This is a genomic window from Mesorhizobium sp. SEMIA396 (assembly GCF_024518615.1).
Lineage (GTDB): Bacteria > Pseudomonadota > Alphaproteobacteria > Rhizobiales > Rhizobiaceae > Mesorhizobium.
The window spans coordinates 373406-395205 of record NZ_JANIFC010000005.1; the positions used below are offsets into that span (position 1 = coordinate 373406).

A 21800-nucleotide genomic window follows, 5' to 3' on the forward strand; every position below is an offset into this window, starting at 1 on the left:
CGCCGGGCTCATGGAAACGCGGCGGTTGGCGGACCGGACGTCTGCGCCTATGGTCGCCGCTCTTTGGACGAGAGCAGGTACGACATGGCATCCGACATCAAGCGCATTGCAGCCATCATCGCGGCCGAGATCAGCGCGCGGCCCGAACAGGCGGCCGCGGCGATTGAACTGCTCGATGAGGGCGCGACAGTGCCGTTCGTGGCGCGCTACCGCAAGGAAGTCACCGGCGGGCTCGACGACACGCAATTGCGCGATCTTGCCGAACGCCTTGCCTATCTGCGTGAGCTCGATGCGCGCCGCGACAGCATCCTTGGCTCGATCCGCGAACAGGGCAAGCTGACCGAGGAGCTTGAAGGCAAGATCGTCGCCGCCAGCACCAAGGCGGAACTTGAGGACATCTACCTGCCCTACAAGCCCAAGCGCCGGACCAAGGCCGAGATCGCCAGGGAGCGCGGGCTGGGGCCGCTGGCCGAAGCCATCTTGGCGAACCGCTCATTGGTGCCTGCCGAACTGGCACTGGCCTATGTCAGCGAAGAGGTGGCCGATACCAAGGCAGCGCTCGAAGGGGCGCGCGACATCCTGTCGGAACAATTCGCCGAGAATGCCGATCTGGTCGGAAAATTGCGCAGCTACATGAAGGAGCGCGCCTTCATGCGCGCCAGGGTGGTCGACGGCAAGCAGGAAGCCGGTGCGAAATTCTCCGACTATTTCGACCATGTCGAGCGCTGGGCAAATGTGCCGAGCCATCGCGCGCTGGCGATGCTGCGTGGCCGCAACGAGGAGGTGCTTTCGCTCGACATCGAGGTCGATGCCGATGATACGTCGCCGGTGAAGCCGGTCGAGCGGATGATCGCCAATGCCTATGCCATCGGAGGCAGCCTGCCGGGTGACCGCTGGCTGATGGAGGTGGCGGGCTGGACCTGGCGGATAAAACTGTCGCTGCACCTGACTCTCGATTTGATGCGCGACCTGCGCGAGCGGGCCGAGGAAGAGGCGATCCATGTGTTCGCCCGTAACCTCAAGGATTTGCTGCTGGCGGCGCCCGCCGGTTCGCGCGCCACTATGGGGCTCGACCCCGGCATCCGCACCGGCGTCAAGGTGGCGGTGGTCGACGGCACTGGCAAGGTGCTGACCACGACGACCGTCTACCCGTTCCCGCCCAGGAATGATGTGCGCGGCACGCAGGCGGAGCTCGCCAAGCTCATCCGGCTGCACAAGGTCGAGCTGATTTCGATCGGCAACGGCACCGGCAGCCGCGAGACGGAAAAGCTGGTCGCCGACATGCTGTCCGACATGCCGGCGGATGGTGGTCCGAAGCCCCTGAAGGTGATCGTCAGCGAGGCCGGCGCCTCGGTCTATTCGGCATCGGCGACGGCGGCGGCGGAATTCCCCGGCCTCGACGTGTCGTTGCGCGGTGCCGTCTCGATTGCCCGGCGGCTGCAGGATCCGCTGGCAGAACTGGTCAAGATCGAGCCCAAATCGATCGGCGTCGGCCAGTACCAGCACGATGTCGACCAGTACCGTCTCGGCCGCTCGTTGGAGGCGGTGGTGGAAGACGCGGTCAACGCCGTCGGCGTCGATCTCAACACCGCCTCGGCGCCACTGCTGGCGCGCGTTTCAGGTCTCGGCGCGTCTCTGGCCGACGCGATCGTCGCCCATCGCGATGCGACCGGGCCCTTCGCCAGCCGGAAAGATCTGCTCAAGGTGCCGCGGCTCGGACCTCGGGCCTTCGAACAATCCGCCGGTTTCCTGCGCATCGCCAATGGCAGCGAACCGCTCGATGCCTCCTCTGTGCATCCGGAAGCTTACGGCGTGGCGAAGAAGATCGTCGCCGCCTGCGGGCGCGATGTGCGGTCGTTGATGGGCGATAGTGCCGCGCTGAAGGCACTCGACCCGCGCGTCTTCGTCGACGAGCGTTTCGGCCTGCCGACGGTGCGCGACATCCTGGCGGAGCTGGAAAAACCGGGCCGCGACCCGCGCCCGGGCTTCAAGACGGCGACCTTCGCCGACGGCATCGACGACATCAAGGATCTGAAGCCCGGCATGCTGCTCGAAGGCACGGTCACCAATGTGGCCGCCTTCGGCGCCTTTGTCGATATCGGAGTGCATCAGGACGGGCTGGTGCATGTCTCGCAACTGGCCGACCGGTTCATCAAGGACGCGCATGAGGTGGTCAAGGCCGGCGATGTGGTCAAGGTGCGGGTCGTCGACGTCGACATCAAGCGCAAGCGCATCGCGCTTTCCATGCGCAAGGATGGCGGCGAGGGTGGCGCACCGCGTGGCGGGCCACGCGACAATGGTGGCGGCAGGCCGGCACCACGTTCGCCGGCACCGCAGCAACGCCAGCCGGAGCGGCCGGCACAGCAAGGCGCATTCGGTGCTGCCTTGGCGGATGCGCTGAAGCGGAAGTAGCTACCACGCCAGAACGGCCGGCTCCTTCTCGACCTGGCCCAGCAGCCAGTCGCGAAAACTGGCGACTGGCGGATGGCCTCGCTTGTCGTGTGGGACGACGAGATAGTAGGCGCTGCGGCTTTGCATGGGCCGGCCTGGCGCCGGCACCAGCTGGCCGCGCTGCAATTCACCTGCAATGAGGATCAGCGGCAGCAGCGCCACGCCGAGCCCCGCCATGCAGGCCTGGGCGGCGGTGCCGAACTGCTCGAACTGCATGCCGGGCCCGGTCGGCGCGCTCAGGCCCTGATGCTCGAACCATTCGGTCCAGGCGCCAGGACGCGTCGCCATGTGCAGCAGCGGCAGGCGGCCGATATCGGCCGGTGAGGCGATGGCGCGGCCGGCGAGGAATTCGGGCGACACGACCGGCGCCACGGTTTCGCGCACCAACAGTGTCGAGTCGGCCTCAGGCCAGTCCGGCAGGCCATAGTGGATGGCGGCATCCAGCCTCTCCCTGGCAAAGTCGAAGCGGCCGACGCGAGTGACGAAATTGATGGTGATATCGGGATTGCTTTCGACGAAATCGGGGATCATCGGCATCAGCCAGCGCGTGCCGAAGGTCGGCAGAATGGCAAGGTTCAGGATGCCGCTATGCCGATTGCTCATCAATCCAAGGGCTGCGTCACGCAACTGGCCAAGTGCCGAACGCACCGCCTCGGCGTAGATTTCGCCCGATGTCGACAGCCTGACATTGCGGCTGTCGCGTTCGAACAGCCGGCGGCCGAATTGGTCTTCAAGCGATCTGATCTGCCGGCTGACTGCGCCCTGGGTCAAATCGAGCTCCTGGGCGGCAGCGGTGAAACTGCCCAGCCGGGCCACAGCCTCGAAGGCGGCAAGGGCGCTTATGTTGGGCAAAAGGCGGCGTTGGACACTCATGACCCATTCCTAGAGCTCATTGATCGGTGAATCAATTTCGTTTGATTTTTTCGAGGCGCAGGCCGATAGAACGGGCCAACATTTTGCTTCATGCATGTCATCGTTTTGAGCGACATGCATTGGTTTGGGAGAAACGCGATGGCCGCCGACAAGAACGCATTCGTCTGGGAAGATCCGTTCCTGATCGAGGGCCAGCTTTCGGAAGACGAGCGCATGGTGCGCGACGGCGCGGCCGCCTTCGCCGCCGACAGACTGGCGCCGCGGATCGAGGACGCCTACCTCAACGAAACTTTCGATGCCGCGATCTTCCGCGAAATGGGCGAGGCCGGCCTGCTCGGCATCAACATCCCCGAGGAATTCGGCGGGCTTGGCGCGAACTACGTCACCTATGGGCTGGTCGCGCGGGAAGTCGAACGTGTCGACTCGGGTTATCGCTCGATGATGTCAGTGCAGTCGTCGCTGGTGATGTACCCGATCTACGCCTATGGCTCGGACGAACAGCGCAGGAAGTACCTGCCCAAGCTTGCCAGCGGCGAGTGGATCGGCTGTTTTGGCCTGACCGAGCCGGATGCCGGCTCCGACCCGGGCGGCATGAAGACACGCGCCGAGAGGACAGCCAACGGCTACAAGCTGTCCGGTTCGAAGATGTGGATTTCCAACGCGCCGGTCGCCGACGTGTTCGTCGTCTGGGCGAAGCTGAAGGGCGAGAACGGCAAGGACGAGATCCGTGGCTTCGTGCTGGAAAAGGGCATGAAGGGGCTTTCGGCGCCGAAGATCGGCGGCAAGCTGTCGCTGAGGGCGTCGATCACCGGCGAGGTGGTGATGGAAGGCGTCGAGGTCGGCGAAGACGCGCTGCTGCCCAACGCAAAAGGCCTTGGCGGACCGTTCGGCTGCCTCAACCGGGCTCGCTTCGGCATTTCCTGGGGCTCGATGGGCGCCGCCGAGGATTGCTGGCACCGCGCCCGCCAATACGGTCTCGATCGCAAGCAGTTCGGCAAGCCGCTGGCCGGCACGCAGCTCTACCAGAAGAAGCTGGCGGATATGCAGACCGAGATCGCGCTTGGGCTGCAGGCATCCTTGCGCGTCGGGCGACTGCTGGATGAAGGCAAGATGGCGCCGGAAATGATCTCGATCGTCAAGCGCAACAATTGCGGCAAGGCGCTCGACATCGCCCGCCAGGCCCGCGACATGCATGGCGGCAACGGTATCCAGATCGGCTACCACGTCATGCGCCACGCGCAGAATCTGGAGACGGTCAACACCTATGAAGGCACGCATGACGTGCATGCGCTGATCCTGGGACGGGCGCAGACGGGGATACAGGCGTTTTTCTGAGCCGGCAACCGTTGCTTAAATTAGGTGCACCGCAACATCTCTGCTTGGAGAATGGTCGCCAGATGTGTCAGGGTTCAGCGAAATCGTTTGAAACGCTGAATTCCGGGGCTCCATGGCAATTCTGGCAGCTGTCTACCACCTGACCCACTACAAGTACGACCGGCCGGTGGTTCTCGGGCCCCAGATCATCAGGCTGCAGCCGGCGCCGCATTCCCGCACCAAGGTGCTGAGCCATTCGCTCAAGGTCGAGCCGGCCAACCACTTCGTCAATCTGCAGCAGGACCCCTACGGCAACTTCCTAGCCCGCTTCGTGTTTCCGGAGCCGGTGACGGAGTTGAAGATCGAGGTCGACCTCGTCGCCGACATGACGGTCTACAATCCGTTCGATTTCTTCGTCGAGCCGTCGGCCGAGGCGTTTCCATTCGAGTATCCGGAAGAAATCCGCGACGATCTCGCCATCTATCGCACGCCGGAACCGGCGGGACCGCTGCTGTCGGCGCTGCTGAACACCATTGATCGCAGCGCTCCCAATACCGTCAATTTCCTCGTCGACCTCAATGCTCGGCTGCAGCGCGAGATCGCCTATATCGTGCGGATGGAAACCGGCGTGTTCTCGCCGGAAGAGACCTTGGCCGCGAAAAAAGGGTCGTGCCGGGATTCGAGCTGGCTGCTGGTGCAGATCCTACGCAACCTCGGCATCGCCGCGCGCTTCGTTTCCGGCTACCTGGTCCAGCTGAAGCCCGATCTGGTAGCACTCGACGGTCCGCCGGGAACGGCGATAGACTTCACCGATCTGCATGCCTGGTGCGAGGTGTATCTTCCCGGCGCCGGCTGGATCGGCTTCGATCCGACCTCTGGCCTGCTCACCGGCGAAAGCCATGTGCCGCTGGCGGCGACGCCGCATTTCCGCAACGCGGCTCCCATTTCCGGCTTGGCAAGCTTCGCCAATGTCGAATTCGGCTTCGAGATGCGGGTCGACCGCATCGCCGAACATCCGCGCATCACCAAGCCGTTCTCGGACGAAAGCTGGCAGGCTCTCGATGCGTTGGGCAACAAGGTCGATGCCGCTCTCGCGGCCGGGGACGTGCGGCTCACCATGGGCGGCGAGCCGACCTTCGTGTCGATCGACGATTTCGAGTCGGCCGAGTGGAACACCGCCGCCGTCGGTCCCACCAAGCGCGAAAAGGCGGACGAACTGATCCGTAAACTGCGCGAGCGCTTCGCGCCCGGCGGCTTTCTCCACTACGGCCAGGGCAAATGGTATCCGGGCGAAAGCCTGCCGCGCTGGACCTTTTCGCTCTACTGGCGTGCCGACGGCCAGCCAGTGTGGAGCGATCCGTCCCTGATCGCACGCGAAAAGAGCGAGGCCGATATCGGCCCGAAGCAGGCCGAAAGCCTGCTCACCGCGATTGCCGGCGAACTCGGCATCGACAAGACCATGGTCAGCGAAGCCTATGAGGATCCGGCCGAATGGCTGCTCAAGGAAGGCAAGCTGCCCGACAATGTCGATCCGTCCAACTCCAGGCTGGAGGACCCGGAAGAACGCAGCCGCATGGCGAAAGTGTTCGAACGCGGGCTGACCAAGCCGTCCGGCTATGTGCTGCCGGTGCAGCGCTGGAATAGCCAGGCATCGGATCCGCGCTGGCGCTCGGAAAAATGGAAGACGCGGCGCGGCCGGCTGTTCCTGGTACCCGGCGACTCACCCGTCGGCTACCGCCTGCCACTCGGCACGTTGCCCTATGTGCCGCCGGAGCAATTCCCCTACATCGTGCCGGTCGATCCGTCGCTGCCACGCGGACCGCTGCCCACGCGTGAAGCCATCCTGTCCTCGGCGGCTCCGGCTGAACTGGAAGGCGCCGACGAGATGGCGCGCCGCCAGCAAGCGGCATCGTTCACCGCTGCGACCGGCCAGCAGGACCGGGTCGAACAAGAGATCACCGAGATCGGCGGCGCGGTGCGCACCGCGCTTTCGGTCGAGCCGCGCGATGGGCGGCTTTGCGTGTTCATGCCGCCGGTCGAGGCGCTGGAAGACTATCTCGAACTGGTCGCTGCGGCCGAGAACGCGGCGAAGGCGATCGGCCTTCCCGTGCATATCGAGGGCTACGGCCCGCCTCACGATCCGCGCCTCAACGTCATCCGCGTCGCGCCTGATCCCGGCGTCATCGAGGTCAACATCCATCCTGCTTCCAACTGGCAGGATTGCGTGGCGACGACGACGGCGATCTATGAGGAAGCGCGGCAGACACGGCTTGGCGCCGACAAGTTCATGATTGACGGCCGCCACACCGGCACCGGCGGCGGCAACCATGTCGTGGTCGGCGGTGCGACACCCAATGACAGCCCCTTCCTGCGAAGGCCGGACCTGCTGAAGAGCCTGGTGCTGCAATGGCAGCGCCATCCGTCGCTGTCCTATCTGTTCTCCGGCCTGTTCATCGGGCCGACCAGCCAGGCGCCACGCTTCGACGAGGCGCGTCACGACTCGCTCTACGAGCTTGAGATCGCGATGGCGCAGGTACCGCATCCGGACCGGGGCAACGCACCCTTGCCATGGCTGGTCGACCGGCTGTTCCGCAATTTGTTGACCGACGTCACCGGCAATACGCATCGTTCGGAAATCTGCATCGACAAACTGTTTTCGCCGGACGGACCGACCGGTCGGCTGGGACTGGTCGAATTCCGCGGCTTCGAGATGCCGCCCAATGCACGCATGAGCCTCGCGCAGCAACTGCTTGTCAGGGCGATCATTGCCCGTGCCTGGAAGAGCCCGCTCGATGGCCGCTTCGTGCGCTGGGGCACCTCACTGCACGATCGTTTCATGCTGCCGCATTATGTCTGGGCCGATTTCCTCGACGTGCTCGACGACCTCAAGCTCAACGGCTTCGAATTCAGGCCCGAATGGTTCGACGCCCAGCTCGAATTCCGCTTCCCCTTCTGCGGTCAGGTTCAGCATGCCGGCATCAAGCTGGAACTGCGGCAGGCGCTCGAACCCTGGCATGTCATGGGCGAGCAAGGCGCGATCGGCGGCACCGTGCGTTTCGTCGATTCCTCGGTCGAACGGCTGCAGGTCAAGACCGAAGGGTTGAATCCGGAGCGCCACGCGATCGTCTGCAACGGCCGTATCGTGCCGATGAAGGTGACGGACAACAGAGAGGTCGCGGTGGCGGGCGTCCGCTTCAAGGCCTGGCAGCCGGCATCGGGCCTGCATCCGGCGCTGCCGGTCAACACGCCGCTGGTCTTCGACATCTATGACCGCTGGTCGGGACGTGCGGTCGGCGGCTGCGTCTACCATGTCGCCCATCCCGGCGGGCGCAATTACGACACCTTTCCGGTCAATGGCAACGAGGCGGAAGCTCGGCGGCTCGCCCGCTTCGAACCGCGCGGTCATACGCCATCCGCCTATGTGATCCGTGAAGAACAACCGGCGGAAGATTTCCCGATGACCCTTGACCTTCGGCGGCCGGCAAGACTCTGATCAGCGATGGCAAAGGGGAATCACAAGAGGGGACGCGGCAAGCCGCAGACCCACAGCCTGCTGGAGCACTACCAGCCGATCGACGGCGTCGTCGACGAGATGGTCGATGCGTCAGGCAATCCTCGCCCGGCCTGGAAGCATTTTGTCGAGGCGCTCGAGGAACTTGGCGCTGAAAAGCTCGGCCAGCGCTTTGCCCGCGCCGACCAGTATCTGCGCGATGCCGGCGTCTATTACCGCGTCTATGACAAGGCCGGTGCCAATGAGCGCGAATGGCCGCTGGCGCATGTCCCGGTTCTCATCGAGGAGAGCGAGTGGGCGGCGATCAGCGCCGGCCTCGTGCAGCGCGCCGACCTGTTCGAGGAAACCATCGCCGATATCTACGGGCCGAACCGGCTGGTCGAGAAAGGCATCCTGCCGGCGGGATTGATCGCCGCCAGCCCGGAATATTTGCGGCCTGTCGTCGGCACCAGGCCGGCCGGCGGCCACTTCCTGCATTTCTGCGCCTTCGAACTCGGCCGCGGGCCTGATGGCCGATGGTGGGTGCTGGGTGATCGCACGCAGGCGCCGTCCGGCGCCGGTTTCGCACTGGAAAACCGCGTCGCCACCACGCGCGCGCTGTCCGACATCTATGGCGAGATGCATGTGCACCGCCTTGCCGGCTTTTTCCGCCGTTTTCGCGACGCGCTGATCGGCATGGCCAAGGAAACCGACGGCCGCGTCGCCATCCTGACGCCGGGGCCGCTCAACGAAACTTATTACGAGCACGCCTACATCGCCCGCTACCTCGGCATCATGCTGCTCGAAGGCGAGGATTTGACCGTCTCCGGCAGCCGGCTGATGGTGCGCACAGTTTCCGGCCTGATGCCGATCAGCGTGTTGTGGCGGCGGCTCGACGCCGCCTTCGCCGATCCGCTTGAACTGCGCGCGGATTCGCAGATCGGCACGCCGGGCCTGGTCGAGGCGATCCGCCAGGGCGCGGTTGCTACCGTCAACGCGCTGGGCTCCGGCCTGATGGAGACGCGCGCGCTGCTTGCCTTCCTGCCCAAGATTTCACGGGCCTTGCGGGGCGAGGAATTGCTGCTGCCAAGCGTCGCGACATGGTGGTGCGGGCAAGCAACCGAACGCGCGCATGTGCTGGCCAACATCGATCGCATGGTGATCGGGCCGGCGCTGTCGACGAGGCTTGCCTTCGAGGACGACGATTCAACGAAGCTAGGCTCGGCTCTGTCGGCCGGGGAGCGGGCGGAACTGGTGGCGCGCATTGAACGTGATGGCGGCGATTTCGTCGGCCAGGAAGCGGTGACGCTTTCGACGACGCCCGTCTATGTCGGCGGCTGGCTGGAGCCGCGGCCAGCCAGCCTGCGCGTCTACCTGGCGCGAACGCCGGAGGGCTGGACGGTGATGCCGGGCGGTTTTGCCCGAATCGGCCTGTCGCTCGACCCGACGGCGATCGCCATGCAGCGTGGCGGCCAGGCGGCGGATGTCTGGGTTGTCAGCGACAAACCGGTGGAGCGCGAGACGCTGCTGCCGCAAGAAGGCGACAGTTTCAGCCGCACCAGGCCCGGCAGCCTGCCCAGTCGCGCGGCGGAGAACCTGACCTGGCTCGGCCGCTATATCGAGCGCTCGGAAGACACGGTGCGCATCCTGCGCGCCTACCATGTGCGGCTCGCCGAAACCTCCGACCCGGATATGCCGCTGCTCGCCGACATCAGGGATTATCTCGAACCTTTCGGCATCGATGTGGAGACGGCGATCCCGTCAGGGCTGATCGGCACGCTGGATAGTGCGGTCTACAGCGCCGGGCAGATCCGCGACCGCTTCTCGCCCGATGGCTGGCTGGCGCTGAAGGACCTGTCGAAAACCATCCATCAGTTCGCAACGACGGTCGCGCCCGGCGACGACGCGACCCGGGCGATGACGGTCATCCTGCGCAAGCTCGCCGGCTTTTCCGGCCTGCTGCACGAGAACATGTACCGCTTCGCCGGTTGGCGCTTCCTCGAGATCGGCCGCCGGCTGGAGCGCGGTATCCAGATCTCCCGCACGCTGTCGCGGCTGACCAGCGCCAAGGCGCCGGACGGCGCGCTGGACATGATGCTGGAAATCGGCGACAGCGTGATGACCCATCGCCGCCAATATCCGGTGCAGGCCGGTCGGCGCACGGTGATCGACCTGCTGGCGCTCGATCCGCTCAATCCGCGCTCCATCCTGTTCCAGCTCGAAAGGCTGAAGGCCGAAATCGGCCTGTTGCCGTCGCTCGGCGGGGAGGGACAAATGTCGCCGGCGGCGAAGGAAATCCTGCAGCTCAACACCCAGATCGCCATCAAGGAGCCTTCGGATATGACGGCAAAGGCGCTGGACGACCTCGCCTATGAAATCGGCGGCCTCTACAACAGCCTCGCCAAAGCCTATTTCGGCTAAGCAGGTTCCGCAAAAGTGTCGCACGGGTTTTGCGACAAGAACCTGCGCAAAGGCAGAAAAATAGAACATGCTCTACGACATCAGGCTTCATCTGCATTACGATTACGCTGCGGCGGCCGGCGGCGGTCGTCATCAGGTGCGCGTACTGCCGTCGACGATATCAGGCGTGCAGCGTGTCATCGCCGCATCCCTGTCCTTTGCGCCGGCACCCAACGAACGTTCCGACTTTTCCGATTTCTTCGGCAACAACGTCACCTCGATCGCCTTTCGCGACGCGCATGACGCGCTCGACATCAGGATGAGCGCCCGCGTGTCGGTGTCTCGGCCCGAGCCCGGGCTCGACGTGTCGCCCGATATCGCCCGGCTGAGGCAAGAACTCGCCGCGATGCGGTCTCTGGCACCTGATGCACCGCACCACTTCCTGACGGCCAGCACCCATGCCGGCATCGACGATGCGATCACCGCTTACGCACGCGACAGCATCGCCGGCTCCGCCGCCGGCACGGCCGTGAGCCTGTGCAATCGCATCCATCGCGATTTCACCTATGACGGCGAAGCGACAACGGTGCGGACCCGGGCCAGTGATGCCTTCAAGTTGAAGCGCGGCGTTTGCCAGGACTTTTCACACATCATGATCGCCGGCCTGCGCGGGCTCGGTATTCCGGCCGGCTATGTCAGCGGCTTCTTGCGCACCATCCCGCCGAAGGGCAAGCCCCGGCTGGAAGGCGCCGATGCCATGCATGCCTGGGTCAAGGTCTGGTGCGGGCGCGATGCGGGCTGGCAGGAATTCGATCCGACCAACGGCATGCGGGCCAGCAACGACCATATCACCGTCGGCCACGGCCGCGACTATTCGGACGTGGCGCCGATCGTCGGCGTGCTCAAGACCACGGGGGGACAGGTTGGCGAGCAAGCTGTCGACGTCATTCCGGTCGTGCTCGAAAGAGCCTGAAGCAGGTCGTACACGCAGCGGTATTTGCGCCGCAATTCGGGATGGACAAGACTGCTTCTCAAATACCGATGCGGCCGCTAGTCTGTATTCGTTTCGGGGTGACGGTAGTTGTATCCTCAAGCGCATGGCGCGAGGTTTTGTAATTGAGAGCAATCAGCGTCGTCATTCCTGCCTGTAACGCGGCGGCGACCATTGCTGCAACGCTGGCATCGCTACGCAGCGAGGCCGAGATCATCGGCGAGATATTGCTGGTCGACGATGCGTCGACCGATGGCACGGCAACCATCGCGCGGGAGGCCGCGGCACAACTCTCGTTGCCGCTGCGCGTGCTGTCGGCCAAATGCCGCGATGCAGGCGGTGCCCGCAATGTGGCGCTGGCCGAAGCGGTCTATTCCTGGGTCTACCTGATCGATGCCGACGACCTGCATCTGCGGGGCGGGTTGCGCGCACTGCTCCGCAAGGCTCAGGAGCGGCCGGAGGCCGACATGATCGTGGGTGCCTACCGGCGACGGGTGAACGGCCAGGACCGGCAGATCAAGATGCCGAACGGCTATCAGGCTGCGTGCCTGGCAAATGCCTCGGCCTATGTGAAAGGCGATATACGTTCGGTCGCCGTGGGCAGCGTTCTGGCATCGCGGACCCTGATCGGCGAGACGCGGTTCCCCATCGGAATGGCCTATGACGAGGACACGCTGTTCTGGGCACGGCTGATGAGCAAGGCATCGCTCGCCATGGTCTCGCAACCTGTCATGGTCTATGAGGTTTCGCCGGTACGTTCCGATGACCGCTTTGCCCTCAACCCGGTGCGGCGCTTTCTGGACTGGCGCCGGGAACTGCGCACACTCACCGACTGCAACATCCCGTTGTCGGCGCTCAAGGCCAGGGAAGGGCTTGTCGCCCTCAAGATCGCCCGGGTCCACTATGCGCGCGGCGACCTGGGCACCGCGGCGCGCTTCCTGGCGGTAGCCGCGGCCGCGCCGAAGCGGCGCTCAGAAGCTTGGCGCTGCCTGCGCTACAGGTTCAAGCTCGCGGCGCGGCGGCGTTTGTCCGCGCCGCCGATCAAGCTGCAAGGCGCTCTGTAGGCGCCAGCCACCGCGATATCGGCGCGAGGCGCTTTTCGGACGGCGGGTGGAACCAGCGGTCGGCCAGTGGCTTATCTACGGAATTCGCGTGGAGCCGACATGTTGCAAAAATCCGGATTGTCGCCCAGCCGACCGGCTGGCGAGGACGCTGTATCGCCAGATGGTGCGCCCAAAAACGGGGCACAAAGCTCGGCCGACCATGCGTCGCTTAGCTATGTCAGCGATGCCGAGCCCGGTATCCGACGGCTAAAGACGGGCAAGGGGTTTTCCTACCAGGGGCCGGACGGAGGGACAGTTTCGGACACTACCAGGGCCCGCATCGAGGCGATCGTCATTCCGCCGGCCTGGACGGATGTGTGGATTTCGCCGGACGCGGACGGCCATATCCAGGCAACCGGCAGGGACCAGCGCGGACGCAAGCAATATCGCTATCATCCGCAATGGGCCGAAGAGCGCGATGGTGCCAAATATTCGAGCCTGGTTGCTTTCGCCGAGAGCCTGCCGGACCTGCGGCACAGGATCGACAGCGATCTGCGCCGTCGTGGCCTGCCGTTCGAGCGTGTCGTCGCCGCGGTCGTCTGGCTGCTCGATAACACGATGATCCGGGTCGGCAATGCCGCCTACGCCCGCGACAACAAGAGTTTCGGGCTGACCACGTTGCGCGACCGGCATGTGGATATTGTCGGTTCAAGCCTGCGCTTTGCCTTCAAGGGCAAGTCGGGCAAGGAGTGGAAGCTGAAGCTGGTCGACCGCCGCATCGCCAGGATTGTGCGCGGCGCACAGGACCTGCCAGGCCAGAAGCTGTTCCAGTATCTCGATGAGGACGGCAACAGGCGGCCGGTCCGCTCCGAGGACGTCAACCGCTATATCCGTGAGGCGGTCGGTGACGCCTTCAGTTCGAAGCATTTCCGCACCTGGGGCGGCACCATTCACGCCGCGTCGCTGTTTGCCCAAACGGAACTGCCGCAAAGCCAGGCACAGCGAAACAGGGCGATGAACAGCGTCATCGACAAGGTTGCCGAGCGGCTGGGCAATACGCGCGCCGTCTGCCGCAAATGCTATATCCATCCGCGGGTCTTCGAAGCGTGGTCCGAGGGGCGGTTGCTGAATGAAATGGCACAAGCCAACAAACGCAAACGCTCCATCGATGGTCTCGATGACGAGGAAGCTCTCGTGCTGCGATGGCTGAAACTGGGAGAAAGCTGACCGGCGCGGCTGGCCGTGGCCAAATCCGTCTACATCTGGATTTTTTTATCGACGTCGTGTCGGGATCGGTCTTACTGTTTCGTCCTTTGACAGAGAAAAGGACCCGCCATGCTCTACGCAATCCTCTGCTATGCCTCCGAAGATGTCGTCTGCTCCTGGAGCAAGGCACAGGACGACGAGGTCATGGCCAATCTCCTCGACGTTCAGGACAAGTACGCCAAGGCTGGTCGGCTCGGCCCGGTGGCACGGCTTCTGCCGACGACCGCCGCGACGACCCTGAGAAAGGTCAAGGGCGAATCGGTCGTCATCGACGGGCCGTTCGCCGAGACCAAGGAACAGTTCCTCGGCTTCTACACGCTCGAATGCGCCGATCTCGACGAGGCGGTGGAGTTCGCCCGCGAGCTTTCCGAAGTCAACCCGAGCGGCGGCTCCTATGAGATCCGGCCGGTCTCGATCTTCAATCCCGCCAAGGTTTCCGCATGACCGAAATGGCCTGGATCAGCTCCGCGATCAGCGCCGCCCGCCCGCAGGCGATGGGTGCGCTGCTGCGTTATTTCCGCGATCTCGATACGGCGGAGGAAGCTTTCCAGGACGCGTGCCTCAGGGCGCTGAAGAACTGGCCGCAGAACGGGCCGCCGCGCGACCCGGCGGCGTGGCTGATCTTCGTCGGCCGCAACAGCGGCATCGATGCGGTGCGCAAGCGCGCCAAGCAGGCGCCGATGCCGGAGGAAGACCAGGTTTCGGATCTGGAGGACGCCGAGAGCGATATCGCCGAGCGGCTGGACGGGGCGCACTACCGCGACGACATATTGCGGCTGCTGTTCATCTGCTGCCATCCTGATCTGCCGGCAACGCAGCAGATCGCGGTGGCGCTGCGCATCGTCTCCGGTCTTACGGTCAAGCAGATCGCGCGCGCCTTCCTGGTTGGCGAAAGCGCCATGGAGCAGCGCATCACTCGCGCCAAGGCGCGCATTGCGGACGCCGGCGTGCCGTTCGAGACGCCGGGCGCGGTCGAGCGGTCGGAACGCCTCGCCGCCGTCGCCGCCATGGTCTACTTGGTCTTCAACGAGGGCTATTCGACCAACAGCGGCGAGGCGCCGGCCCGCGCACCGCTGTGCGAGGAGGCGATCCGGCTGGCACGGCTCCTGCTGCGGTTGTTCCAGACCGAGCCGGAGATCATGGGGCTGACGGCGCTGTTGCTTCTGCAGCATGCGCGCGCACCGGCCCGTTTCGACGAGAGCGGCGAGATCGTGCTGCTCGAAGACCAGGATCGCAGCCTGTGGAGCCGCAAGATGATCGATGAGGGGCTGGCGCTGGTCGACAAGGCGCTACGCCATCGCAAGCCCGGCCCCTACCAGGTGCAAGCGGCGATTGCCGCACTGCACGCGCGGGCCGAAAAGGCGGAGGATACCGACTGGAACGAGATCGACCTGCTCTATCGCTTGCTGGAGCAGATGCAGCCGTCGCCGGTGGTCACGCTCAACCGGGCTGTCGCGGTCTCGAAGGTGCGTGGACCGGCAGAGGCGCTGGCCATGATCGAGCCGCTGGAAGAACGGCTTTCCGGCTATTTCCATTTTTTCGGCCTCAAGGGGGGCCTCTTGATGCAACTCGACCGGGGGGACGAGGCGCGCGTCGCCTTCGACCGCGCCATAGCGCTTGCTAACACGGCGGCGGAAGCGGCACATATCCGCATGCATATCGACCGGCTGATCAGGGACGGTGCGGTACGCCCACCGGCCAAGAAGGCAAACTGAGCGCCATCTGCCCCATCTGGCTCAATCGTGCAGTTTGGGCTTAGACCATGCCGGGGTGGTGATTTTCCCTTGAAACGAGTAATGCCACGCGATGATCGTGCCTGAGGTGCCTTTGTGCACGCGGGCAGCATGACGCCAGGCTTTGACCGGCATGCCTTTTGTGCATGTCGTTGTCCCAAAACCGCGGGGCACTTTTGGGCGACATGCATTATGAGCGACTGGATCTGAAAGGGACAAGAATGACGATAGGCAAGGAAACGACCGAACTGCTGGCGAAACTGGGTGTGGCCAAGGAGACGCTTGTCGGCGGCGACCTGATCGTGCGCAGCCCGGTGACGGGCGAGCAGATCGCGGCGCTGAGGACGATCTCGCCGGCCGAAGCGGCTAAGATCATTGATGCCGCGCACAAGGCCTTCCAAGCCTGGCGCATGGTGCCAGGCCCGCGGCGTGGCGAACTGGTGCGGCTGCTGGGCGAGGAGCTGCGTACGCACAAGGCCGAGCTTGGCCGGCTGGTCTCGATCGAGGTCGGCAAGATCCCGTCCGAGGGCCTCGGCGAAGTGCAGGAGATGATCGACATCTGCGATTTCGCCGTAGGCCTCTCCCGGCAATTGTACGGCCTGACCATCGCCACCGAGCGCCCGGGCCATCGGATGATGGAAACCTGGCATCCGCTCGGCGTCGTCGGCGTCATTTCCGCCTTCAACTTCCCGGTGGCTGTGTGGTCGTGGAATGCCGCCCTGGCACTGGTCTGCGGCGACGCAGTGGTGTGGAAGCCGTCGGAAAAGACGCCGCTGACCGCACTTGCCTGCGAGGCTATCTTCAAGCGTGCGGTCGAGCGCTTCGGCGCGGACGCACCTGATGGCCTGGCGCCGGTGCTGATCGGCGACCGCGCCGTCGGCGAGATCCTGGTCGATCACCCCAAAGTGCCGCTGGTTTCGGCAACCGGCTCGACCCGCATGGGCCGCGACGTCGGCCCGCGGCTGGCCAAGCGCTTTGCGCGCGCGGTGCTGGAACTCGGCGGCAACAATGCCGGCATCGTCTGCCCGACCGCCGATCTCGACATGGCGCTGCGTGCGATTGCGTTTGGAGCGATGGGCACGGCCGGCCAGCGCTGCACGACGCTGCGGCGCCTGTTCGTGCATGACAGCGTCTACGACGCCTTGGTTCCGCGCCTCAAGAAGGCCTACGAGAGTGTGTCTGTCGGCAATCCGCTGGAGACGTCCTCGCTGGTCGGGCCGCTGATCGACAAGGCGGCCTTCGACGCCATGCAGAAGGCGCTGAAGGAAGCCGCTGCCCATGGCGGCAAGGTGACCGGCGGCACGCGGGTCGAGAACGGCCATCCGGATGCGTACTACGTGCACCCGGCGCTGGTCGAAATGCCAAGCCAGGTGTCACCGGTGACGGAAGAGACCTTCGCGCCGATCCTCTACGTGATGAAATATTCGGACTTCGACGCGGTGCTCGACGAGCACAATGCCGTGGGGGCAGGCCTGTCCTCGTCGATCTTCACCCGAGACCTGCAGGAATCCGAGCGTTTCCTGGGTGTCGACGGATCGGATTGCGGCATTGCCAATGTCAACATCGGTACCTCGGGCGCCGAGATCGGCGGTGCCTTTGGCGGCGAAAAGGAAACCGGGGGCGGCCGCGAGAGCGGCTCCGACGCATGGAAGGCCTATATGCGGCGCGCCACCAACACGGTGAACTATTCCAAGGCGCTGCCGCTCGCCCAGGGCGTGTCATTCGATATCGACTGAAAGGCTCGCCGGCTTGGGCATCCCCGCACCGGGGATGCCGCACCGGTCAGCTGCCTGCCGGCGAGTCGAAGGCCTTGACGAACGCGGCATCGATGATAGCCAGCTTGACGGCCTGGGCGGTCATGTATTCCCGGTAGAAATCGCCCGACACCCACATCACCGAATTGCCGCGCTGGCCAAGCCAGCCAACGCTGCCGAGGTCTTCAGCATCCCGCAGTTTGCGTGCCAGGTGGGTTCGCGACAGCTTGAGCCATTTGGCGAAATCGCCGATCGAGACGACGCCGGTCGGTATTTCAGCGAGGCCGGCATGGTCGGGATCGACGCCCGATATCAGCCAGTCCATGACGACGCCGCCATTGTTGAGCCAGGTGAACAGCGAAAAGGTCTGCCTGGGCTCGCGCACGGGGCTGGAGGAGATCAGGCCGTCGGCCACCAGCGGCTGCACCCTGGCGAGAGCATCGGGCCGCTCCAGAAACGTCGCCAGACGGTTCGCACCGTTGAGACTGTCCAGCGTGTGCAGGTGCGCCATCATCCAGCCGGCAACCGTCTCCAGCGTGTTCACCGTTGGCTGAATGGGGCGGATGCGGCCGTCCTGTGTTGCCGGCAGGTGCTCGATGAAATTGTAATGCAGCATCTCCTTGAGGAAGGCGTCGGCGGTGTTGCGGCTGGCGACGGAATTCTCCCGGATGACGTCGATGAAACGCGCCGCCGTCAACTGCTTGCGGTAATCATCGGGCTCCCGTCTGAAATGCAGGGCAAGGCCGATATGCGCCATCAACCAGCGCTGCTGGGTGGCAAATATCGAGGCGAGCCTCGGGTTCATCCCATAGGCCTGGATCATCGCCTGCGCCTGGGCACGGACACAGCGATGCAATGCCGGGTGACCGGCAATATGGTCAAAGGTCTGCGTCATTCCCCCCATGCTCCGATCCAGCCTTACGGCCACGAAGACGCAGATCACATTCTCAGCCTTCACGGCCCGTGTCCAGACGCGCCCTGTCTATAACAGGTTATGATCGCCAGGAGACAATGTTCTCGGTCCGGGCAGATGTCGATCGCGCCGACCCTCAGCGGTCTTCCGGGACTGGAAAACAGGCGGCGAATGCCGCATCGACAATGGCCAGCTTGGCGGCCTGGACGGTCATGTACTCCTGGTAGAAGGTGTTCGACACCCACATCACCGAATGGCCGCGCTGGCCGAGCCAGCCGATGCTGCCGAGTTCCTCGGCAGCGCGCAGCTTGCGGGCGAGGTGGGTCCGCGACAGCTTGAGCCATCTGGCGAAATCTCCGATCGAAACCACGCTGGTCGGAATCCGGTCCAGGCCGGCATGATCGGGGTCGATGCCCGACATCAGCCAGTCCATGACAATGCCGCCATTGTTGAGCCAGATGAACAGCGAAAAGGTCTGGTTGGGCTCACGCACCGGCTTGGAGGCAAGCAGGCCGTCCGCGACCAGAGGCTGCAGCCTGGCAACCATGTCGGGCCGCTCAAGGAACCTGGCCAGCCGGTCGGCACCATCGAGATGATCCAGCGTCTGCAGATGAGCAAGGACCCAGCCGGTGAAAGTCTGCACGGTTGCCGCCGTTGGCTGCAAGGGGTGCGTGCGCCCGTCGCCACCCGAAACATACTCGGCGACATGATAGTGCAGCATCTCCTTGATGAAAGCGTCCGCCGTGTTGCGGCTGGCCACCGCGTGCTGGTGTACGAACTCGATGAAACGCGATACCGTCAGCTCCTTGCGGCGGTCGTGCGGATCGCGCCTGAAATGCATGGCAAGGCCGACATGACCCATCAGCCAACGCTGCTGCGTGGCGAAAATGGAAGCCAGTCGCGGGCTCGTTTCATAGATGTCGATCAGCGCCAACGACTGTGCCTGGACACAGCGATGCAGGGCCGGATGGCCGGCAATGTCTTCCAGATTCAGCGCCATCCTCCTCATGTTCCGAGTTAACTCCAACAGCGGAGTCGCGTCCACATTTTCCAGCCTTCGACAGCTGTGTCCAGAGGCACCGAATGCGAAGAGCAAGCCCAACCCGAACATGGGGCAGGCCACGACCGGTTCATGGTGGGGTCCGCTAACCGGTTGCTACGCTTTGGAAAACCCCTCCCAATAATAGTCAGCCGGACGGCCGCCCGTTGAATTGACGTTCACCAGAGCGCGGCATAGTTTCCGCGACATCCGAGCGGCGGGGGCACGCCTTCCCGGAAATGAGTTCGAAAGCAGAAGCCAATTAACGAGCGATGAAATCTCGCGCGGTGGCGAAGCTTTGCCGAACTCTACCTCGAAGGACGAGTGATTGAGTGAAGTATACAAGCAAGATCGCGGTTGGCAGGGATAACGACTGTCACCCAGTTTTCGGTGAGCTGGCAGCCCGTGGGGGATGGTTGATCCTGCTTGTTGCCTCGGCGTGCCTGTGGCTTCAAGCCGGCGCATTCGCGCAGACAGCCAGCCAGATCACGCCGCCCAGCTTTCGGCCGCCGCCGGCAGCCAACACGGCAGGTGTTTCCATTCCCGAAGGTGTGGGCCTCGAAGCGCCGGCGGGTGCCGGGAAGCTCAAGGTCAAGCTCGGGGATGTCAGCGTCGAAGGCGGCTTGCCCGACATGGCTGACGCAACACGCAAGATCGTTGCCGGCCTTGCGCACCGCACGGTGACGGCGGCGGAAATCTTTGCCGCGGCGCGAAAACTCGAAACCGAATATGGATGGGCCGGCTATGCGCTGGTGCGGGTGGTGCTGCCGGCGCAGAAGCTCAACGACGGCGCAAGACTCCGGCTGGTCGTCGTCGATGGCTTTCTCGAACGGATCGACACCAGCAATCTGCCCGAGCGCATACGCGGGCGGGTCGAGGCAACGCTGGCGCCGCTCGTTGGACAGAAAAGCATCAAGCTGTCGGCGATCGAACGCAAGCTGCTGCTGGCTGGCGATACGCCCGGCGCCCGGCTGCGCTCGACCTTGCAGGCAGGCTCGGCCAAAGGCGCAAGCGTGCTGGTCATCGACGGCAAATATCGCCCGATCGGCGGCCAAATGACCGGGGACAACTCGCTATCGCCATCGTTGCAGCGCTGGTCTACGGGCATCGGCGTCGATTTCAACTCATTGCTCGGCCTCGGCGAACTCGTCTATGTCAGGGCCGGCGGCTACCCCGATGGCGGCGAGAGCGGCCTGTTCACGGATGGCCCACGCAATCGCAACTATGCCGCCGGCATCGTCGTGCCGATCGGCTATGACGGGCTGACGCTCAACCTGGAAGCCAGCCGCACGCAGGCCAATCCGACAGCCGAGCCCGGCACGCTCGGCTTCGGCAGCGCTTTCGAGCGTTATTCGGCGCGGCTTCGCTATCCCTGGATACGCAGCCGCGCGCTTACGATCAGCACCGAACTGTCATTCGACGTGCAAAACGACACGCTCGACGCGGTGACGCCGATTTCGCTGCCGATCGCCGAGGACCGATTGCGCATTGCCCGGCTCGGTCTCGATGGCACCTGGTTCACACCGCTTGGCGGCGTCTTCATCGGCAACGTCGTTGCCTCTTTTGGTATCGATGGGCTCGGCGCGCGCTCGGCCGCCGATGCGACGCCGCTGCTGCCGCTGTCGCGCCAGGGCGCCGACGCCGCTTTCCAGAAGCTGGAGATCTCGGCCAGCTACAGCCAGCCGCTTTCCGCCCATCTCGGCCTCGATCTCTACGCCCGCGCGCAGACCTCGTTTGGCAAGCCGCTGCTGCAGTCCGAACAGATCGGGCTGGTCGGCGCGAACGGCCTGTCGAGCTTCGACGCCGGCGCGCTGCAGGGCGATTCCGGCTATGTGCTGCGCGGCGAGCTGTCCTCACCCTGGTACGTCCCGTTCACCGGCGGCATCGTTTCGTTGTCTCCCTACGTGTTCGGCGCTGTCGGCCAGGTGCATCTCGAAATGCCGACCGCGCTCGAGACGGCCAACATCGTCGGCGCGTCATACGGGCTTGGCCTTAAGGTCGGCACCGCGCTGGCGGGTGACGCGACCAACGCCAGCCTGACGCTGGAATGGGGCCGCCAGCATCGCGACGATCACCTGCCGACAAGCGATCGCTTTTCGCTCAGCGGCGCCGTCCAGTTCTAGAGAGATCACCATGAAGCGCAAAGCCCACCTCTCACGGCGGCACCTTAACCGCACCGGCGCGCCGTTGATGGCGCTGCTTTTGACGTCGACGGCACTTGTCGGCTTCACGTCGGCGCGAGCACAGGAACTGCCAACAGGCGGCAGCGTGGCGTCCGGCGGTGTCACCATCGCCAATCCATCGTCGTCGCAACTGACCATCAAGCAGTCGACCAGTTCGGCGATCGTCAACTGGCAGAGTTTTTCCATCGGCGCCGGCGCAACAGTCACTATCGACCAGCCATCGTCCTCGGCAACGATGCTGAACCGCGTCACCGGTGGCACTAAATCGACCATATCGGGCCAGCTCAACGCCAATGGCCAGGTGTTCCTGGTCAATCCCAACGGCATTGCCATCTCCAAGACCGGCAAGG

15 protein-coding genes are annotated in these 21800 nt (G+C 64.4%); 12 read left to right on the forward strand and 3 right to left on the reverse strand.

Going from position 1 to position 21800, the window contains the following annotated elements; all coding sequences use genetic code 11:
• The first annotated feature begins 84 nt into the window (after positions 1-84).
• On the forward strand, positions 85-2412 hold the full coding sequence (locus NP503_RS15655; RefSeq protein WP_127271550.1) for a Tex family protein: 2328 nt from the start codon (positions 85-87) through the stop codon (positions 2410-2412).
• Here the strand turns inward: NP503_RS15655 and NP503_RS15660 are convergent, their stop codons facing one another.
• Positions 2413-3324 carry a LysR family transcriptional regulator gene (locus tag NP503_RS15660; protein ID WP_127268850.1) on the reverse strand — a complete coding sequence of 304 codons (912 nt, stop codon included), beginning with the start codon at positions 3322-3324 and terminating at the stop codon, positions 2413-2415.
• A gap of 138 nt (positions 3325-3462) precedes the next feature.
• Here NP503_RS15660 and NP503_RS15665 point away from each other — a divergent pair, with 138 nt between their 5' ends.
• The 9 genes from NP503_RS15665 (at position 3463) to NP503_RS15705 (ending at position 17297) form a co-directional block, all read left to right on the forward strand.
• Positions 3463-4659, forward strand: coding sequence for an acyl-CoA dehydrogenase (locus tag NP503_RS15665; protein ID WP_127268849.1), 1197 nt, complete (start codon positions 3463-3465; stop codon positions 4657-4659).
• Between the two features lie 112 nt (positions 4660-4771).
• A complete protein-coding gene (locus NP503_RS15670; protein ID WP_127271546.1) occupies positions 4772-8131 on the forward strand; it encodes a DUF2126 domain-containing protein in 3360 nt (1119 codons plus the stop codon).
• Between the two features lie 6 nt (positions 8132-8137).
• A complete protein-coding gene (locus tag NP503_RS15675; protein WP_127270503.1) occupies positions 8138-10549 on the forward strand; it encodes a circularly permuted type 2 ATP-grasp protein in 2412 nt (803 codons plus the stop codon).
• 67 nt (positions 10550-10616) lie between these two features.
• A complete protein-coding gene (locus NP503_RS15680; RefSeq protein WP_127270501.1) occupies positions 10617-11501 on the forward strand; it encodes a transglutaminase family protein in 885 nt (294 codons plus the stop codon).
• Positions 11502-11644: 143 nt separating this feature from the next.
• The gene (locus NP503_RS15685; RefSeq protein WP_127271543.1) at positions 11645-12583 is read left to right on the forward strand and encodes a glycosyltransferase family A protein; all 939 of its coding nucleotides are present in this window, start codon (positions 11645-11647) and stop codon (positions 12581-12583) included.
• 99 nt (positions 12584-12682) lie between these two features.
• Positions 12683-13789, forward strand: a complete 1107-nt coding sequence (locus tag NP503_RS15690) for a DNA topoisomerase IB (protein ID WP_127271541.1) — start codon at positions 12683-12685, stop codon at positions 13787-13789.
• 108 nt (positions 13790-13897) lie between these two features.
• Positions 13898-14272, forward strand: a complete 375-nt coding sequence (locus tag NP503_RS15695; protein WP_127270092.1) for a YciI family protein — start codon at positions 13898-13900, stop codon at positions 14270-14272.
• A complete protein-coding gene (locus NP503_RS15700) occupies positions 14269-15543 on the forward strand; it encodes an RNA polymerase sigma factor (RefSeq protein WP_127270094.1) in 1275 nt (424 codons plus the stop codon). Before NP503_RS15695 ends, NP503_RS15700 begins: the two co-directional genes overlap by 4 nt.
• A 239-nt stretch (positions 15544-15782) precedes the next feature.
• Entirely contained in the window at positions 15783-17297 is a 1515-nt protein-coding gene (locus tag NP503_RS15705; RefSeq protein ID WP_127270095.1) for an aldehyde dehydrogenase family protein, read from the forward strand.
• Positions 17298-17343: 46 nt separating this feature from the next.
• Here NP503_RS15705 and NP503_RS15710 read toward each other — a convergent pair whose 3' ends face one another.
• Together NP503_RS15710 and NP503_RS15715 are read right to left on the reverse strand one after the other, a co-directional pair.
• Positions 17344-18210 (reverse strand): hypothetical protein, encoded by an 867-nt coding sequence (locus NP503_RS15710; protein ID WP_127271538.1) that lies wholly within the window; start codon positions 18208-18210, stop codon positions 17344-17346.
• Positions 18211-18364: 154 nt separating this feature from the next.
• Positions 18365-19228: a hypothetical protein gene (locus NP503_RS15715; protein WP_164748799.1), complete on the reverse strand. Its 864-nt coding sequence runs from the start codon at positions 19226-19228 to the stop codon at positions 18365-18367.
• Positions 19229-19683: 455 nt separating this feature from the next.
• On the opposite strand from NP503_RS15715, the gene NP503_RS15720 reads away from it, so the two are divergent.
• The gene (locus tag NP503_RS15720; RefSeq protein WP_127271536.1) at positions 19684-21390 is read left to right on the forward strand and encodes a ShlB/FhaC/HecB family hemolysin secretion/activation protein; all 1707 of its coding nucleotides are present in this window, start codon (positions 19684-19686) and stop codon (positions 21388-21390) included.
• 10 nt (positions 21391-21400) lie between these two features.
• The coding region (locus tag NP503_RS15725; protein ID WP_256754977.1) for a filamentous hemagglutinin N-terminal domain-containing protein at positions 21401-21800 on the forward strand (400 nt) is incomplete at its 3' end.

What these genes read in the sequence shown, in the direction of transcription:
- NP503_RS15670 (WP_127271546.1), top strand. Translation starts at nt 4,772, where the DNA reads ATGGCAATTCTGGCAGCTGTCTACCACCTGACCCACTACAAGTACGAC.
- NP503_RS15690 (WP_127271541.1), top strand. Translation starts at nt 12,683, where the DNA reads ATGTTGCAAAAATCCGGATTGTCGCCCAGCCGACCGGCTGGCGAGGAC.
- NP503_RS15675 (WP_127270503.1), top strand. Translation starts at nt 8,138, where the DNA reads ATGGCAAAGGGGAATCACAAGAGGGGACGCGGCAAGCCGCAGACCCAC.
- NP503_RS15665 (WP_127268849.1), top strand. Translation starts at nt 3,463, where the DNA reads ATGGCCGCCGACAAGAACGCATTCGTCTGGGAAGATCCGTTCCTGATC.
- NP503_RS15700 (WP_127270094.1), top strand. Translation starts at nt 14,269, where the DNA reads ATGACCGAAATGGCCTGGATCAGCTCCGCGATCAGCGCCGCCCGCCCG.
- NP503_RS15680 (WP_127270501.1), top strand. Translation starts at nt 10,617, where the DNA reads ATGCTCTACGACATCAGGCTTCATCTGCATTACGATTACGCTGCGGCG.
- NP503_RS15705 (WP_127270095.1), top strand. Translation starts at nt 15,783, where the DNA reads ATGACGATAGGCAAGGAAACGACCGAACTGCTGGCGAAACTGGGTGTG.
- NP503_RS15710 (WP_127271538.1), bottom strand. Translation starts at nt 18,210, where the DNA reads ATGACGCAGACCTTTGACCATATTGCCGGTCACCCGGCATTGCATCGC.
- NP503_RS15655 (WP_127271550.1), top strand. Translation starts at nt 85, where the DNA reads ATGGCATCCGACATCAAGCGCATTGCAGCCATCATCGCGGCCGAGATC.
- NP503_RS15660 (WP_127268850.1), bottom strand. Translation starts at nt 3,324, where the DNA reads ATGAGTGTCCAACGCCGCCTTTTGCCCAACATAAGCGCCCTTGCCGCC.
- NP503_RS15695 (WP_127270092.1), top strand. Translation starts at nt 13,898, where the DNA reads ATGCTCTACGCAATCCTCTGCTATGCCTCCGAAGATGTCGTCTGCTCC.
- NP503_RS15715 (WP_164748799.1), bottom strand. Translation starts at nt 19,228, where the DNA reads ATGGCGCTGAATCTGGAAGACATTGCCGGCCATCCGGCCCTGCATCGC.